Origin of the sequence: Bacillus sp. 196mf (assembly GCF_003217275.1) — a bacterium.
GTDB lineage: Bacteria > Bacillota > Bacilli > Bacillales > Bacillaceae_G > Bacillus_A > Bacillus_A thuringiensis_S.
The window spans coordinates 71,753-87,932 of the sequence record NZ_QJTG01000010.1 but is presented as its reverse complement, the minus strand read 5'-3'; the positions used below and the strand labels follow the sequence as shown (position 1 = coordinate 87,932).

Here is a 16,180-nt window from a genome sequence, read left to right as displayed (position 1 = left end):
AATGCCTGAATTACCAGAGGTTGAAAACGTCAGACGGACACTTGAAAATCTTGTAACAGGAAAAACGATTGAAGATGTTATTGTTACTTATCCAAAAATAGTGAAACGACCGGATGATGCAGAAATCTTTAAAGAAATGCTAAAAGGCGAGAAGATTGAAAATATAAAGCGAAGAGGAAAGTTTTTGCTTCTATATGTAACAAATTATGTTATTGTTTCACATTTGCGTATGGAAGGTAAGTTTTTACTACATCAAGAGGACGAGCCGATTGATAAACATACGCACGTCCGTTTCTTATTTACAGATGGAACTGAATTACATTATAAAGATGTGAGAAAGTTTGGTACGATGCATCTCTTTAAGAAAGGTGAAGAGATGAACCAAATGCCTCTTGCTGACTTAGGTCCGGAGCCGTTTGATGCTGAAATGACACCACAGTATTTACAAGAAAGATTGCAAAAGACAAATCGTAAAATAAAAGTTGTGCTATTGGACCAGCGTCTTTTAGTAGGGCTTGGAAATATATATGTAGATGAAGTTTTATTCCGTTCTCAAATTCATCCGGAACGAGAAGCTTCGTCTTTGACAATAGAAGAAATTGAGCGAATTTATGAGGCTACCGTTACAACGCTAGGCGAAGCAGTGAAGCGTGGCGGAAGTACAATTCGAACGTATATCAACTCACAAGGGCAAATTGGTTCGTTCCAAGAACTCCTAAATGTATACGGAAAAAAAGGAGAACCGTGTGTAACTTGCGGTACGATATTAGAAAAAACAGTTGTTGGCGGAAGAGGAACGCATTACTGCCCAATTTGTCAGCCAAGAATATAGAAAAGAGATAACATCGGATAGGCATTTGTCATATACATACAGCAGAGCTATGTATAAGGGAGGAGCTTACCGATGTACCTTTATTTATCTCTTATTTTATTAGCTTTTACATTAAGCTTAGATAGCTGTAGTGTAGGGCTAACATATGGTTTAAGAAGCGTAAGAATTCCACTAAGATCAATTATAATTATCGGAATGTGTTCAGCGGCTGTTATGCTTGTTTCAATGGGAATTGGACATATGATCGCGAAAGTATTTTCACCTGTTATCGCAACGCGTATCGGTGGGCTTGTTCTTATTGGAATAGGGATTTGGGTATTGTATCAATTTTTTCGAAGTGAAAAAAAAGAAGAACCGAAGCAAGAGGAGAAGGTCTGGAAATTAGAGATTGCCTCGCTAGGGCTAGTGATTCAAATTTTACGGAAACCGACTGTAGCAGATTTTGATAAATCAGGCACCATTTCTGCAGGAGAGGCATTGCTTCTTGGTATCGCTCTTTCTGTAGACTCATTTGGTGCCGGAATTGGTGCATCTTTATTAGGGTATGCACCCGCTATGATGGCGATATTAGTTGCGATTATGAGTTCTTTGTTTTTATTTATTGGAATGAAACTTGGAACGGTTTTATCGAATATGAAGTGGTTACAAAAATTTACATTCCTGCCTGGGGTATTACTCATTATAATTGGAATTTGGAAAATGTAAGTATGGGCGTGGAACATTAGTTTCGCGCCTTTTATTATGAGGAGGCTTATTATGACAGTAGTAATTGGATTAACAGGAGGCATTGCAAGTGGAAAAAGTACAGTATCTCAAATGTTTCGTGAACTAAGCATACCGGTTATTGATGCAGATATTATTGCACGAGAAGTTGTAGAGCAAGGAAAACCAGCATATAACAAAATAGTAGAAGTATTTGGAACGGAAGTGTTACAAGAAGATGGAGAACTAGATCGTCCAAAACTGGGAAGTGTCGTTTTCTATAATGAAGAAAAACGATTGCAGTTAAATAAAATTGTTCATCCTGCAGTGCGTGAGGAAATGAATAGGCAAAAGGAGATGTACATAAAAGAAGATATGCAAGCGGTTGTGTTAGATATTCCTCTCTTATTTGAAAGCAAATTAACAAGTCTTGTTGACCGCGTTTTAGTTGTAGCAGTTAAGCCGCATACGCAATTAGAGCGTTTAATGAAACGAAATAACTTTTCAGAAGAAGAAGCAACAGCTCGTATTCAATCTCAAATGCCGTTAGAAGAAAAAGTGAAAAATGCAGATGAAGTGATAAATAATGATGGCACAATTATGGGAACGAAAACACAATTGCAGGTAATTTTAAAGAAGTGGAACATTATTGACTAAAAAATTGTGAAATTAATGAAAATGCTTAGTGACATATCTTCTTTTTGTGTTATACTATTATTGGGATTGGAGATAAATAGTATAACGCATTCAAGGGGGATAACATATTATGACTCGTGTGGCAATTAATGGATTTGGACGTATTGGGAGAATGGTATTTCGTCAAGCAATAAAAGAAAGCGCATTCGAAATTGTAGCAATCAATGCAAGCTATCCATCTGAAACGTTAGCACACTTAATTAAATATGATACAGTTCATGGCAAGTTTGACGGAACAGTAGAAGCATTTGAAGATCACTTATTAGTTGATGGAAAAATGATTCGCCTTTTAAACAACCGCGATCCAAAGGAATTGCCTTGGACAGATTTAGGTGTTGAAGTTGTAATTGAAGCAACTGGTAAATTTAATTCGAAAGAAAAAGCAATTCTTCACGTTGAAGCTGGAGCGAAAAAAGTTATTTTAACAGCGCCTGGTAAAAATGAAGATGTAACAATTGTAGTTGGTGTGAATGAAGACCAATTAGATATTACAAAACATACTGTTATTTCAAATGCATCTTGTACAACAAACTGTTTAGCGCCTGTTGTGAAGGTGTTAGATGAGCAGTTTGGAATTGAAAACGGTTTAATGACGACAGTTCACGCTTATACAAATGACCAAAAAAATATTGATAACCCACATAAAGATTTAAGAAGAGCACGTGCTTGCGGACAATCAATCATTCCGACAACGACAGGTGCTGCGAAAGCGCTAGCAAAAGTTCTTCCGCACTTAAACGGAAAACTTCATGGTATGGCACTTCGTGTACCAACACCAAACGTGTCTCTTGTTGACTTAGTAGTAGATGTAAAACGCGATGTGACAGTTGAAGCTATTAATGATGCATTCAAAACTGTTGCAAACGGTGCGTTAAAAGGTATTGTAGAATTCAGCGAAGAGCCTTTAGTATCTATCGACTTTAATACAAATACACATTCAGCTATTATCGATGGTTTATCTACAATGGTAATGGGTGATCGTAAAGTGAAAGTACTTGCTTGGTATGATAACGAGTGGGGCTACTCTCGTCGTGTTGTAGATCTTGTAACGTTAGTTGTTGAAGAGTTAGCGAAACAAGAAAATGTGCAACACATTTAAGTGAATAAGGGAGGAGAGGGCAAGGCAATATTTGCCCTCTTTTTTTATTTTTTTCTGAAAAGGAAAAAAATTATATAAGTATATTTTAAAAAGTGGACATACCACGAAACGTTGTGATTACTGCATTTGTGAATCGTTTATTTTTTTTAGGGAAAAGTAAAGAGGAAAATATGACAGAAAATCGAAAAAACTGTTGTTGCAAAATGAAAATAAACAAAGTATACTAACACTCGTAAACTTAAGAGCTGAGGTACGTAGTCACTACTTAAAGGGTTAGGACCTCTCTGGACTAACTTTCCCCCGTGGTAGTGGAGCAAGCCAAATTGCAAATTAGTTTTCAATTCGAACAGTTAGAATAAATTTACAAGGGGGAACTGTAGAATGGATACTATGGATACGATGGGTCGTCACGTGATCGCTGAACTTTGGGATTGCGATTTCGACAAGCTTAATGACATGCCGTATATTGAACAATTATTTGTGGATGCAGCACTAAGAGCTGGTGCTGAAGTGCGTGAGGTTGCTTTCCATAAATTTGCACCACAAGGTGTAAGTGGAGTAGTAATTATCTCAGAATCACATTTAACAATTCATAGCTTTCCGGAGCACGGTTACGCAAGTATTGATGTTTATACTTGTGGGGATCGTATTGATCCAAATGTTGCTGCAGAATATATTGCAGAAGGTTTAAACGCGAAAACGCGTGAGAGCATCGAGCTTCCTCGAGGCACTGGTAGCTTCGAAATTAAGCAGAGAGAAACAAAAGCTCTTTAAAAAAGAACATAATTGATTTAAAATGTAAAGAGGTGTATAATGCACCTCTTTTTTAGTTTATAAAAAAGGAAAAATATAACGTACTCGTTAGTTGAATACATTGGACTCTTGCAAATGAGGTAGTGCCCTATATACCATCTTATTTTTAAGTATGAGATGATAAAGTGATGCGCTGAAACTTAAAGTGGTAAGAGAGTTAGAATGAGTTATATAATATTGTATATATATTTTAGGTGAATTGAGTAGAGAAAAATAAAGAGTATAGTGTAAAGGAGTGAATGAATTGCGTTGTCCATCCTGTTCTCATAATGGTACAAGAGTGTTAGATTCGCGTCCGGTAGACGAGGGGCGCTCTATTCGAAGAAGAAGAGAGTGTGAAAGTTGTTTAAGTCGCTTTACGACCTTTGAAAGGGTAGAAGAGTCACCTCTTATCGTTGTTAAAAAAGAAGGCACACGAGAAGAGTTTAATAAAGAAAAGATTTTACGCGGTTTAATTAAAGCGTGTGAAAAAAGACCAGTATCTTTAAGACAATTAGAAGAAGTAACACAAAGCGTGGAACGTGAACTGCGTAATTTAGGTATATCAGAAGTGAAAAGTGATATGATTGGTGAAATTGTTATGGAAGAACTTCGCGATATTGATGATGTTGCTTATGTACGTTTTGCTTCTGTATATCGTCAATTTAAAGATTTAAATGTATTTATTGAAGAATTAAAAGATATACTGCAAAAAGAAAGAGAGTAGAAGTTGTATTTTATTCTCTTTACATACCGTAAGTAATAGGATAAGAGAGCTAGAAGCGAAAGCTAATAGCTCTTTTTCACTAAGAATTTATATAATGAAGATAGAAGGAATGAAGTAGAGGATAGATTGGATGAGAGAAAGGAAAAGCAAGAATGGAAAAACAGTCATGGATGGAGCTATTGCCGATTGATCGTTATAAAGTAAGTGCGAAAGGGCTACTGCATAATTACGACCGAAAAGTATTGACGATGTTGTATCAGCCGTTAATAGGTAGTAGAGCTTTTAGCTTATACATGACACTATGGGGGGAGCTAGAGCAAGATCGTGTATTTGGAAAAGAGAATACACATCATTCCCTTATGGTGACTATGCAAATGCAACTTCCTGAAATATATGAGGAACGAGTAAAGTTAGAGGCAATTGGGCTTTTGAAGGTATATATTAAGAAAGAAAAAGATATTCGAATGTTCATATATGAGTTGCAACCACCTTTATCTCCGAAGCAGTTTTTTGATGATATTGTTTTAAGTATCTTTTTATACAATCGATTGAGTCGGACAAAATATAATCAAGTAAAGCAATATTTCTTAGAAGAAGAATTTGATTTTGCTTCTTATGAAAATGTTACGCGCTCTTTCAATGATGTGTTTGGTTCGTTTAATCCAGGACAGCTTGAGCATGCGCAAGAAGACCTTCGTATTCCAAAAACGACAACTATGCCAAGTAACGAGAAGGGAGACGCTCCGAAAGTTTGGAATGATTTCTTTGATTTCTCTTTATTTGTAGATGGATTGTCCGCTCTTGTTCCTAAAAAGGCGATTACAGATCAAGTAAGAGACTGCGTTATAACACTTGCTTACGTGTATGGTGTAGATGTGTTATCGATGCAAAATATCGTTCTTGGTGCGGTGACGGAGATGCAAACAATTGATATGGAAAGGCTTAGAAAAGGAGCGCGCGATTGGTATCAATTTGAAAATGGTCAAGCATTACCGGTACTAAGTGAAAGAGTACAGCCTCATGCTGCACGTACGATGAAAGAGAAAGAGCCTTCATCACAAGAGGAGATGTTAATAAAGCAGCTAGAGGAAATCTCGCCAAAACAACTATTGAAAGAGATTTCTGGTGGTGCAGAGGCAACGAAAGCGGACTTGCAAATCGTTGAAGATGTCATGATTAATCAAAAATTGACACCAGGAGTTGTGAATGTACTTATTTATTACGTTATGCTACGCTCAGATATGAAACTTGCGAAAACGTATGTCGAGAAGATTGCTGGGCATTGGGCACGTAAAAAGGTCGGTACAGTAGCGGACGCGATGGCGTTAGCGAAAGAAGAGAACCGTCAATATCAAGAGTGGGCTGAGACGAAGAAAAAAGGCCGTACGGCGAAGAAAACGGTACGAAAAGAAATGGTGCCAGATTGGCTTAAGGAAGAAGAGCTGAAAGAACAAGAGAAAGAAACGGCGAAGAAAGATGTAAGTGTAGAAAAAGATGCAAGTACGCTAGAAGATGAACGAAAACGATTAGAAGAAGTGTTAAAAAAATATAAGCGTGATTAATAGAAGAGAATGAACGCTCTTTGAGGTGAGAAAATGGAGCATATTCAAAATTCATTTACAAAATTAATGGAAAATGAAAACTTTAAAAATAGATATGAAGTATTAAAGGCAGAAGTAATGGCGCACCCGCGTGTGAAAGAATTTATAGACGAACATAAAGGTGAAGTAACGACTTCTATGATTGAGCGCAGTCTTGTGAAGTTATATGAATATATTGGACAAAGTGTAGGTTGCGTGGATTGTCCGGATTTAGGTGCATGTAAAAATATGCTGCAAGGATACGAGCCAAAGCTTGTTATTCAAGGGAAGATGATTGATATTCAATACGATCGTTGCGTTAGAAAAGTAGCATATGACGAGAGAAAGAAATATGAAAAACTCGTTCAAAGTGTATATATGCCAACGGATATTTTACAGGCAACTATGGAAAACTTAGACCCTTCTGACTTAAATGCACGTATCGATGCAATTGGCGCAGCGAATGAATTTTTAAGTACATATGAACCAGGTAAAAAAGCACAAGGTTTATATTTGTACGGTAAATTTGGTGTAGGAAAAACGTACCTTTTAGGAGCAATTGCGAACGAGCTTGCTCGAAAGAAAATAAGTTCGATGCTCGTATACTTCCCGGAATTTTTACGTGAAATTAAAAGTTCGATTCAAGATAATTCGATTGGCGAAAAGATTGATGCGGTTAAACGCGTGCAAGTTTTAATGTTAGATGATATCGGGGCAGAAGCGATGTCGAGCTTTGTGCGTGATGATGTGCTTGGTGCAATCTTGCAATTCCGTATGTTAGAAAACTTACCGACGTTCTTTACGTCTAATTTTGATTTTAAACAATTGGAACATCATTTAACGTATACACAACGTGGTGAGGCTGAAGAAATGAAGGCAGCACGTATTATGGAACGAATTAAATATTTAGCGAAACCAATTCCAATTGGTGGGAAAAACCGTCGTCATAAGTAAAAGAGCAAGCTGAGAAGCTTGCTCTTTTGTATTATAGTGATATTTTCTTTTCAAATATGAGATCGAAATATTCAGGTTGTCCAGAACTGCCAATCGTAGGGGCAACAATCTGTACGAACCTCCAGTCATCTCTAGCATGTTCTTGAATAATTTCTTGGTAGTCTTCAGCTAGTTTTGAGCGAGTGAGCCCCCAATGAAATTCGACTTTTACGAATTTATATTCAAACATTCAGATACCTCCCTTTAGTAATAAGTAAAGTATACAATAAAAAAATTCATAGTAGCTTGTATCATTTTTTTCTCCCTCCCTTAATATATATAAAATTAGCAAGCCATATTGAGTGGATTTTCTAACGATAGGAAATGTAATTCTACTAAGAGTGAACTTCACGCGGGACGGACTCTTATAGGATTTGTAACGTATAGATACAGTCCTTTAGAGCAGGGATAAAAGGGGGGACAAAAGTGATTGAAATTTGCTTCGAAGAAAAAAATGATGCTATGCACGTATATAGACAATTGCTGAAAAGAGCGGAAGTATTATATAAGGAAACGAGTGTGTATTTACAGGAACAAAAAGTGGTGATTCACATACCAGTACGTGAATCAAATTATATTGAAAAGATCTTATTGCCGGTAATGGTGTATTTTATTGTGAATGTGAAACAAAATGAGTGGATTTATACGATCTTAAAAGAAAAGTTTTTTTATGAAGAACAAGAAGAGTGTCATCAAATATTGCACATGGCACATGAGATTTTAAAGGGAAGAAGAAAAGGGGTAGCTCAGGATTTAACGCGTAACGCATTTGAGTCATATATTAAGTCTTCTTTAAATAATTGGCTTTGTGATCCGCTCTCATTCTCGTTTTCATCATATATCCGTTTTCGTCTTCGTACATATAGGGAAATGGTGGCTAAACTTGCGGAAGTGGCAATTGATGAATATAAGATGGAGCAAGAATACCAAATGTTCATTGAGACGCTTCGGCAACAAGTAAGTAGCCGTAAATCACGCTTGTCCTGCGTGCATCTTATTTTTGATGAAAGCTTTATCTTTTATGATGATAAAGGTAGACGTTTAAAACAGGAGAAGTTGGTCCAATATATAGATGAGGAATTGTTAAAGCAAAATGATGTATATATTGATACGAAAGTAATTGCGCCGCTTCTTTCTATTTCGCCCAAAAAGATTTATTTATATACGAAAGAACAAGACCATAATATGATTATTACTTTGCGAAATGTGTTTCAAGAACGGGTCCAATTACATGGATTACATGATTTTGAGCGCAATGTGAAAAATTTAAAAAATAAAGGTAACGCCCTTGATTTTCTAAGTTTTTGAGCATATAATTACCTACATAAATGAAATATATCGAAATGTTATGATGAGGACATGAGTAGTTTTCTACGATTTTCAGAGAGGGAAGCCTTAGGGTGTGAGCTTCCTAGTACGGGATTATTACTTACCACCTCTAAACTTTAGCAGTGAACGGTTTTTCTAGTAATTGCTAACGGACAACACCGTTATGTTGAACTTGAGCAATTAACAATTATGTTAATTGGAACAAGGGTGGAACCACGAATTCAACACTCGTCCCTTTTTACGGGATGAGTGTTTTTTATTTTGAGAAAAAGAGGAGTGACCAGTGATGGCAGATGTAGTTAAAATTACTTTCCCTGATGGAGCTGTGAAGGAGTTTCCAAAAGGCGTAACAACTGAAGAAATCGCAGCTTCTATTAGCCCAGGCTTAAAGAAAAAAGCTGTAGCTGGAAAATTAAACGATGAGATGATCGATCTTGTTACACCAATCGAAGAAGATGGTGCAGTTTCTATTATTACATTAGATTCTGAAGATGGCTTATATATTTTACGCCATTCAACAGCCCACCTTTTAGCACAAGCGTTAAAACGTTTATATAAAGATGTTAAGCTTGAGCTTGGCATTGGTCCAGTAATTGAAAATGGCTTCTATTACGATATCGATATGGAAGAAGCAATTACAGTTGAAGACTTCAAGAAAATCGAAAAAGAAATGCAAAAAATCGTGAACGAAAACTTAGAAATCGTTCGTCATGAAGTACCACGTGCAGAAGCACTTCGTCGCTTTGAAGAAATTGGTGATGAGTTAAAATTAGATTTAATTAACGATCTTCCAGAGGATGCAGTTATTTCAATCTATGAGCAAGGCGAATTCTTCGACCTTTGCCGTGGTGTTCACCTTCCATCTACAGGGAAAATTAAAGTGTTTAAATTATTAAGCGTTGCAGGTGCTTACTGGCGCGGCGATAGCAATAATAAAATGTTACAACGTATTTACGGTACTGCATTCGTTAAGAAAGCAGAATTAGATGAGTATTTACGTATGCTTGAAGAAGCGAAAGAGCGCGATCACCGTAAATTAGGTAAAGAATTAAAACTATTTACTAATAGCCAAAAAGTAGGACAAGGTTTACCACTTTGGTTACCAAAGGGTGCAACAATTCGTCGTATTATCGAGCGTTACATCGTTGATAAAGAAGCAAGCTTAGGCTATGATCACGTATACACTCCAGTATTAGGAAGTAGAGAGTTATATGAAACTTCTGGTCACTGGAATCACTACCGTGATGGCATGTTCCCATCAATGGAAATGGATAATGAAGAATTAGTTCTTCGTCCAATGAACTGTCCTCACCATATGATGGTTTATAAAAATGATATTCACAGCTACCGTGAATTACCAATCCGTATTGCGGAACTTGGAACAATGCACCGTTATGAAATGTCAGGTGCGTTATCTGGGTTACAACGTGTACGCGGAATGACTTTAAACGATGCGCACATTTTCGTTCGTCCAGATCAAATTAAAGAAGAGTTAAAACGTGTTGTAAACTTAACTCTAGAAGTGTACAAAGATTTCGGTTTAGAGAACTACTCATTCCGTCTATCTTATCGTGATCCAGCAGATACTAAAAAGTATTATGCGGATGATGAGATGTGGGAAAAAGCACAAGGTATGTTAAAAGAAGCTATGGATGAAATGGGTCTTGATTACTATGAAGCTGAAGGTGAAGCAGCATTCTACGGTCCAAAACTTGATGTTCAAGTTCGTACTGCTCTTGGAAAAGACGAAACACTTTCAACTGTACAATTAGACTTCTTACTTCCAGAACGCTTTGAATTAACTTATGTTGGCGAAGACGGTAAGCAACATCGTCCAGTTGTAATTCACCGTGGTGTTGTATCAACTATGGAACGCTTCGTAGCCTTCTTAATTGAAGAATACAAAGGTGCATTCCCAACTTGGTTAGCTCCAGTTCAAGTACAAGTAATTCCAGTTTCTCCGCAAGTACATTTAGACTATGCGAAGAAAGTACAAGACGAATTGCGTCGTGCTGGTATCCGTGTTGAATTAGACACTCGTGAAGAGAAGATCGGTTACAAAATCCGTGAAGCACAAATGCAAAAAATTCCGTACATGCTTGTAGTAGGTGATAATGAAGTAACTGAAAACGGCGTAAACGTACGTAAATATGGTGAACAAAAATCAGAAACAATCGCATTAGATGCTTTTGTTGATATGATTAAAGTAGAAGGAAAACGATAAGAAAAAGCCGCGGTATACCGCGGCTTTTCTTTGTAATATAAAAGAGAAAAACTAGAAAAAATAACCATGTAACACTTATCATAAAAAAGTATTGCAAGTATGTTAGTTGTTTGTTACAATATTTCTTGTTGTTAGTAAAACACATCGCGTCTTCTTGACAGACGTCATGTCCTATGATAAACTCATCAAGGATAATAGAATATTGTTTTGTGGAACAAGTAGAAGCACCCGCTTCTCACCTGATGGACGCATTCGCAGTTAGCAGGTAAATGTATTTCTTACTTAAGATTTTACAAGTGTGGGTGTCGTATGCCCGCACTTTTTTTGTCGGGTTCTATGACTACAAAATATGTTCTGAGAAAACCTTGGAGGTGGCTTACTATTAGCAAGGATATGATGATTAACGAGCAAATTCGTGCACGTGAAGTACGTTTAGTTGGCGCAAATGGCGATCAACTTGGAATCAAGTCTCGTAATGACGCTTTAGACTTAGCTGCAAATCTTAATCTTGATTTAGTATTAGTTGCTCCAAATGCGAAACCGCCAGTATGCCGCATTATGGACTACGGTAAATTCCGCTTTGAGCAACAGAAGAAAGAAAAAGAGCAGCGCAAAAATCAAAAAGTAATTAGCATGAAAGAAGTTCGTTTAAGTCCAACAATTGATGAACACGACTTTAACACAAAACTTCGTAATGCTATCAAGTTTTTAGAGAAAGGCGACAAGGTTAAAGCGTCAATTCGCTTTAAAGGACGTGCCATTACTCATAAAGAAATCGGTCAACGTGTTTTAGATCGCTTCTCAGAAGCTTGTGCTGAAGTTAGTACAGTTGAATCTAAGCCTAAAATGGAAGGACGCAGTATGTTCTTAGTTTTAGCACCGAAAAACGATAAGTAATAGATAGAGGAGGAAATACCTATGCCTAAACAAAAAACTCATCGCGGCGCTGCAAAGCGTTTCAAAAAGACTGGATCAGGTAAACTGAAACGTTCTCACGCTTACACAAGCCATTTATTCGCTAACAAATCTACAAAAGCTAAACGTAAACTACGTAAAGCTGGTGTAGTAAGCGCTGGTGACTTCAAACGCATTCGTCAAATGCTTGACAACTTAAAATAAGTTCGGCTGATATATAGAACAATTAGGAGGTAATATTATGCCAAGAGTAAAAGGTGGTACAGTTACTCGTCAACGTCGTAAAAAAGTAATTAAATTAGCAAAAGGTTACTACGGTTCAAAAAATACATTATTCAAGGTTGCTAACCAACAGGTTATGAAATCTCTAATGTATGCATTCCGTGACCGCCGTCAAAAGAAACGTGACTTCCGTAAATTATGGATTACACGTATCAACGCAGCAGCTCGTATGAATGGTCTTTCTTACAGCCGCTTAATGCACGGTCTTAAAAATGCTGGCATCGAAGTTAACCGCAAGATGCTTGCTGACTTAGCTGTTCATGACGAAAAAGCTTTCGCTGAATTAGCAACAGTTGCAAAAAACAACATTAACTAATTAATTAGTTGAAACCTTAGAAGAATTTTCTTCTAAGGTTTTTTGTTTGTGTTCAGAGAGAAGTTTGAAGTTCTAAAGATTAACGGATGTGTTGTTATCGATATGACAAAATCAACATAAAAACTATAGTGATATAGAAGAATATACATATGAAGTCAGGAGAATCCTCCTGGCTTTTTTTAATTATGCACGTTTGGAAAGAAGAGTATCTTTCCTAGCCGAAACGACACTGCTATAATGGAAAGATGATATGGAACTTTCATCAGATGAACAATTTAAGAGTGATGACTGAAACGTATTTGCAAATTAAGGACAAGCTATTTTATAAAGAGGTAGATAGCTGACTTATTCATAAGAACTGAAACATAATAATGAACTTTGAGATGAAACAACATTGTTGCGTAAAATGCGATGTTGGAGGAGGACAATAGAATGGACTTACTACAACTATTTAAATTACAAAAAGAATTAGATGACCGTATTGCAAAAGAACATGACTTACAACCGAAAAAATTGTTAAAAGAAAAAATGTTAGCTCTTCTTGTAGAAATTGGTGAACTTGCAAATGAAACACGTTGTTTTAAATATTGGAGCAACAAACCAGCTTCGGAACGTGAAGTAATATTAGAAGAATACGTAGATGGTTTGCATTTTATTTTATCAATCGGAATTGATTTAGGTATTGATAAAAACTTCTTATTCTATAAATGTGCACAAACGAATAAAACACAAGTGGAAATTTTCTTAGACACATATGCGAAAGTAATTCGTTTTACAGATCAACCATCTATTACAAACTATATTGAATTATTTACGAGCTATCTTCGACTTGGACAAGCACTTGAATTTGAGCAAGAAGAGATTGAAAAAGCATATTTAGATAAAAATGAGGTAAATCATCAGCGTCAAACACAAGGATACTAATTTAATTTTTGAATATTTCAATTTAATTATTGTATAATGAATTGACTGAAGAAAAAGGAGGGTGTTGGCAATGACAAAATTAGACGCGACATTGACAATGCTAAAAGAATTAACGGATGCACGTGGTATTGCTGGTAACGAACGTGAACCACGTGAAGTAATGAAGAAATATATCGAGCCGTTTGCGGACGAACTTTCTACTGATAATTTAGGGAGTTTAGTTGCGAAAAAAGTAGGGGAAGAAAACGGTCCGAAAATTATGGTTGCAGGTCATTTAGATGAAGTTGGATTTATGATTACACAAATCGATGACAAAGGTTTCCTTCGCTTCCAAACGGTTGGTGGCTGGTGGTCACAAGTTATGCTTGCACAGCGCGTGACGATTGTAACGCGTAAAGGAGATGTAACAGGTGTAATTGGTTCAAAACCACCGCACATTTTACCTCCAGAAGCTCGTAAAAAGCCAGTTGAAATTAAAGATATGTTCATCGATATCGGTGCTTCTAGCCAAGAAGAAGCGATGGAGTGGGGCGTACGACCAGGAGATCAAGTTGTACCGTACTTTGAATTCCAAGTGATGAAGAATGAAAAAATGTTACTTGCAAAAGCGTGGGATAACCGAATCGGTTGTGCAATTGCAATTGACGTATTAAAACAACTAAAAGATGAAAAGCATCCAAACGTTGTATACGGCGTTGGAACTGTACAAGAAGAAGTTGGTCTTCGTGGCGCAAAAACATCTGCGAATTATATTAAACCAGATATCGCGTTCGCAGTAGATGTTGGTATCGCTGGAGATACACCGGGTGTAACGTCAAAAGAAGCACAAAGTAAAATGGGCGATGGACCACAAATCATTTTATATGATGCTTCTGTTATTGGACATACAGGTTTACGTGATTTCGTAGTTGATGTTGCTGATGAATTACAAATCCCTTATCAATATGATTCAGTAGCGGGCGGAGGAACGGATGCGGGTGCGATTCACATTGCTGTAAATGGTATTCCTTCTATGGCAATTACAATTGCGACGCGCTATATCCATTCTCATGCGGCAATGTTACACCGTGATGATTATGAAAATGCAGTGAAGTTAATTGTAGAAGTTATTAAACGTCTTGATAAAGAGGCTGTACATAACATTACATTTAATTAATAGAAAAAGCGAAGGAGATTCTCCTTCGCTTTTTTATGTTTTAAAAAGGCCGTTCTAATCCTGCTGCAGTATGAGCGCCTAAAATAATTAAACGAGTTAATTGCATCGCCATAAAATGCGGAGTATATATCATTCCTCTTTTTAACCATGACATAATCATTCCGATGTGAGCCCCTGTCACATAACTAATCAAAATATCACGAGGAACCATAAGATCTTCATCATCTGGTTGTGAAATAGACAAGCTTAATGTTAAATGCACTTGTATTGTTTTCATCATTTTATAAGAGTAGTTTCCGGCAGCTTTATCCCCAAGCATAACGTTATAAAAGTTTACATTTTCTGCGATATGTTCGAATAAAGCCAAAAAAGTAGGGTGAGGTGAATCAAATGTAAGTTGAAAATCTTCTTTATTTCTATTTTTCGGTTTAATTACTTCTGCTAGCTTCTCTAACATTTCTTCAATACTTTTGTCTAATAGGTCATATTTATCATGGTAATGGCTATAAAATGTAGCGCGATTTACAGGAGCGCGTTCTGCGATATGTTGCACAGTTACATTTTCAAAGCCTTTTTCGCCTACTAAAGCGACAAAAGCATCCTGAATGAGTTGTCTCGTTCGCTTTACACGTGGATCATTTGTATTTTTAATAGACATTTTTCTTCTCCTCGTTTAATTTTCTATACTTAAACAACATATTGGTATTATATTGTTGTTTAAGCGACATTTCATACGTAAATTGTCGGTTGTAGATTCAAAATAATTATTTATAATTATAAACGATAGTCCTTCAGAAATCAGCACCGCTCGCAGGTAGATAAATTTCGATTTACGCTGCAGATGGTGTGATTTTTTTGTTAAAAGGTTAATATAATTAACAATTAAACAATCTAAACAATAAGGACATAAATAGTTTAGAAAAAATTATATGCGATATAAGGAGAGGAATGCAATGAATCAGTTTCGAAGAATGGTAATTATCAACATTATCACATTAATTGTACTAGTTGGCGGCGGTATTGGCGGTTATTACTATTACAACCAAACGGAAAATTACTTAAAAACAGACAATGCAAAGATTGATGGAAAGGTAATTCCGGTTGCTTCACCAGTAGCAGGTAAACTAACTGACTGGAAAGCTGAAGTAGGAAAAAATTATAATGAGAACGATAAACTAGGTACTGTTACTGTAGCGGCAGCTAATGGAGAACAAACAGTAGATGTAACAATTCCACAAAATGCAACGGTTGTACAATCAAACGCAACAACAAATGCTTTCGTTGGAGCTGGTAGCCCGATTGCTTACGCATTCGATATGAACAATTTATGGGTAACAGCAAACATTGAAGAAACAGATGTTGATGATGTTCAAAAAGGTCAAGATGTAGATGTGTATGTAGATGCATACCCAGATACAACGTTAACAGGAAAAGTAGAACAAGTTGGCTTAACAACAGCGAATACATTCTCTATGTTGCCATCAAGCAACGCAACAGCGAACTATACGAAAGTAACACAAGTAGTACCAGTTAAAATTTCTTTAGATCATAGCAAATCAGTAAATATTGTTCCTGGCATGAATGTGACAGTTCGTATTCATAAGTAAGGGGGA

Annotated in this window: 18 protein-coding genes and 2 other annotated features; of the genes, 16 read left to right on the top strand and 2 right to left on the bottom strand. The window is 36.6% G+C overall.

Annotation, left to right across the window (positions count from 1 at the left end; all coding sequences use genetic code 11):
* Nucleotide 1: 1 nt before the first annotated feature.
* The 8 genes from mutM to dnaI all read left to right on the top strand — a co-directional run bounded on the left by mutM (nt 2) and on the right by dnaI (nt 7,382).
* Nucleotides 2-832 (top strand): DNA-formamidopyrimidine glycosylase, encoded by an 831-nt coding sequence (mutM, locus tag ATL10_RS15975; protein WP_090976929.1) that lies wholly within the window; start codon nt 2-4, stop codon nt 830-832.
* Nucleotides 833-904: 72 nt separating this feature from the next.
* Complete coding sequence (ytaF, locus tag ATL10_RS15970) at nt 905-1,537, top strand: sporulation membrane protein YtaF (protein ID WP_000281743.1); 633 nt, start codon at nt 905-907, stop codon at nt 1,535-1,537.
* Nucleotides 1,538-1,588: 51 nt separating this feature from the next.
* Nucleotides 1,589-2,191 (top strand): dephospho-CoA kinase, encoded by a 603-nt coding sequence (gene coaE / locus ATL10_RS15965; protein WP_053563572.1) that lies wholly within the window; start codon nt 1,589-1,591, stop codon nt 2,189-2,191.
* 109 nt (nt 2,192-2,300) lie between these two features.
* The gene (locus ATL10_RS15960; protein WP_000198974.1) at nt 2,301-3,329 is read left to right on the top strand and encodes a glyceraldehyde-3-phosphate dehydrogenase; all 1,029 of its coding nucleotides are present in this window, start codon (nt 2,301-2,303) and stop codon (nt 3,327-3,329) included.
* Nucleotides 3,330-3,719: 390 nt separating this feature from the next.
* Nucleotides 3,720-4,103 carry an adenosylmethionine decarboxylase gene (speD, locus tag ATL10_RS15950; protein WP_002003660.1) on the top strand — a complete coding sequence of 128 codons (384 nt, stop codon included), beginning with the start codon at nt 3,720-3,722 and terminating at the stop codon, nt 4,101-4,103.
* A 283-nt stretch (nt 4,104-4,386) separates the two neighbouring features.
* On the top strand, nt 4,387-4,848 hold the full coding sequence (nrdR, locus tag ATL10_RS15945; RefSeq protein ID WP_001203687.1) for a transcriptional regulator NrdR: 462 nt from the start codon (nt 4,387-4,389) through the stop codon (nt 4,846-4,848).
* Nucleotides 4,849-5,000: 152 nt separating this feature from the next.
* On the top strand, nt 5,001-6,410 hold the full coding sequence (locus ATL10_RS15940; RefSeq protein WP_090976935.1) for a replication initiation and membrane attachment family protein: 1,410 nt from the start codon (nt 5,001-5,003) through the stop codon (nt 6,408-6,410).
* Nucleotides 6,411-6,443: 33 nt separating this feature from the next.
* Nucleotides 6,444-7,382: a primosomal protein DnaI gene (gene dnaI, locus ATL10_RS15935; RefSeq protein ID WP_000400120.1), complete on the top strand. Its 939-nt coding sequence runs from the start codon at nt 6,444-6,446 to the stop codon at nt 7,380-7,382.
* A gap of 31 nt (nt 7,383-7,413) precedes the next feature.
* On the opposite strand, the gene ATL10_RS15930 is transcribed toward dnaI, so the two are convergent.
* Nucleotides 7,414-7,611, bottom strand: a complete 198-nt coding sequence (locus tag ATL10_RS15930) for a DUF4177 domain-containing protein (protein ID WP_000464454.1) — start codon at nt 7,609-7,611, stop codon at nt 7,414-7,416.
* A 236-nt stretch (nt 7,612-7,847) separates the two neighbouring features.
* Here ATL10_RS15930 and ytxC point away from each other — a divergent pair, with 236 nt between their 5' ends.
* The 7 genes from ytxC (at nt 7,848) to ATL10_RS15895 (ending at nt 14,567) form a co-directional block, all read left to right on the top strand.
* Nucleotides 7,848-8,729, top strand: a complete 882-nt coding sequence (gene ytxC, locus ATL10_RS15925; protein WP_000569629.1) for a putative sporulation protein YtxC — start codon at nt 7,848-7,850, stop codon at nt 8,727-8,729.
* Nucleotides 8,730-8,760: 31 nt separating this feature from the next.
* Nucleotides 8,761-8,989 (top strand) — a binding site (T-box leader).
* A 47-nt stretch (nt 8,990-9,036) separates the two neighbouring features.
* A complete protein-coding gene (thrS, locus tag ATL10_RS15920) occupies nt 9,037-10,974 on the top strand; it encodes a threonine--tRNA ligase (RefSeq protein WP_090976937.1) in 1,938 nt (645 codons plus the stop codon).
* 210 nt (nt 10,975-11,184) lie between these two features.
* Nucleotides 11,185-11,305: a sequence feature (ribosomal protein L20 leader region), on the top strand.
* Nucleotides 11,306-11,367: 62 nt separating this feature from the next.
* A complete protein-coding gene (gene infC / locus ATL10_RS15915) occupies nt 11,368-11,871 on the top strand; it encodes a translation initiation factor IF-3 (protein ID WP_000973215.1) in 504 nt (167 codons plus the stop codon).
* Between the two features lie 21 nt (nt 11,872-11,892).
* Entirely contained in the window at nt 11,893-12,093 is a 201-nt protein-coding gene (gene rpmI, locus ATL10_RS15910; RefSeq protein WP_001125945.1) for a 50S ribosomal protein L35, read from the top strand.
* A 37-nt stretch (nt 12,094-12,130) separates the two neighbouring features.
* Nucleotides 12,131-12,487 carry a 50S ribosomal protein L20 gene (gene rplT / locus ATL10_RS15905; protein ID WP_001138362.1) on the top strand — a complete coding sequence of 119 codons (357 nt, stop codon included), beginning with the start codon at nt 12,131-12,133 and terminating at the stop codon, nt 12,485-12,487.
* A gap of 432 nt (nt 12,488-12,919) precedes the next feature.
* On the top strand, nt 12,920-13,411 hold the full coding sequence (locus ATL10_RS15900) for a dUTP diphosphatase (protein WP_000365050.1): 492 nt from the start codon (nt 12,920-12,922) through the stop codon (nt 13,409-13,411).
* Nucleotides 13,412-13,481: 70 nt separating this feature from the next.
* The gene (locus ATL10_RS15895; protein ID WP_000163555.1) at nt 13,482-14,567 is read left to right on the top strand and encodes a M42 family metallopeptidase; all 1,086 of its coding nucleotides are present in this window, start codon (nt 13,482-13,484) and stop codon (nt 14,565-14,567) included.
* A gap of 40 nt (nt 14,568-14,607) precedes the next feature.
* Here the strand turns inward: ATL10_RS15895 and ATL10_RS15890 are convergent, their stop codons facing one another.
* Nucleotides 14,608-15,225, bottom strand: coding sequence for a TetR/AcrR family transcriptional regulator (locus tag ATL10_RS15890; protein WP_000023661.1), 618 nt, complete (start codon nt 15,223-15,225; stop codon nt 14,608-14,610).
* Between the two features lie 295 nt (nt 15,226-15,520).
* On the opposite strand from ATL10_RS15890, the gene ATL10_RS15885 reads away from it, so the two are divergent.
* Entirely contained in the window at nt 15,521-16,174 is a 654-nt protein-coding gene (locus ATL10_RS15885) for an HlyD family secretion protein (protein ID WP_001071419.1), read from the top strand.
* Nucleotides 16,175-16,180 lie beyond the last annotated feature (6 nt).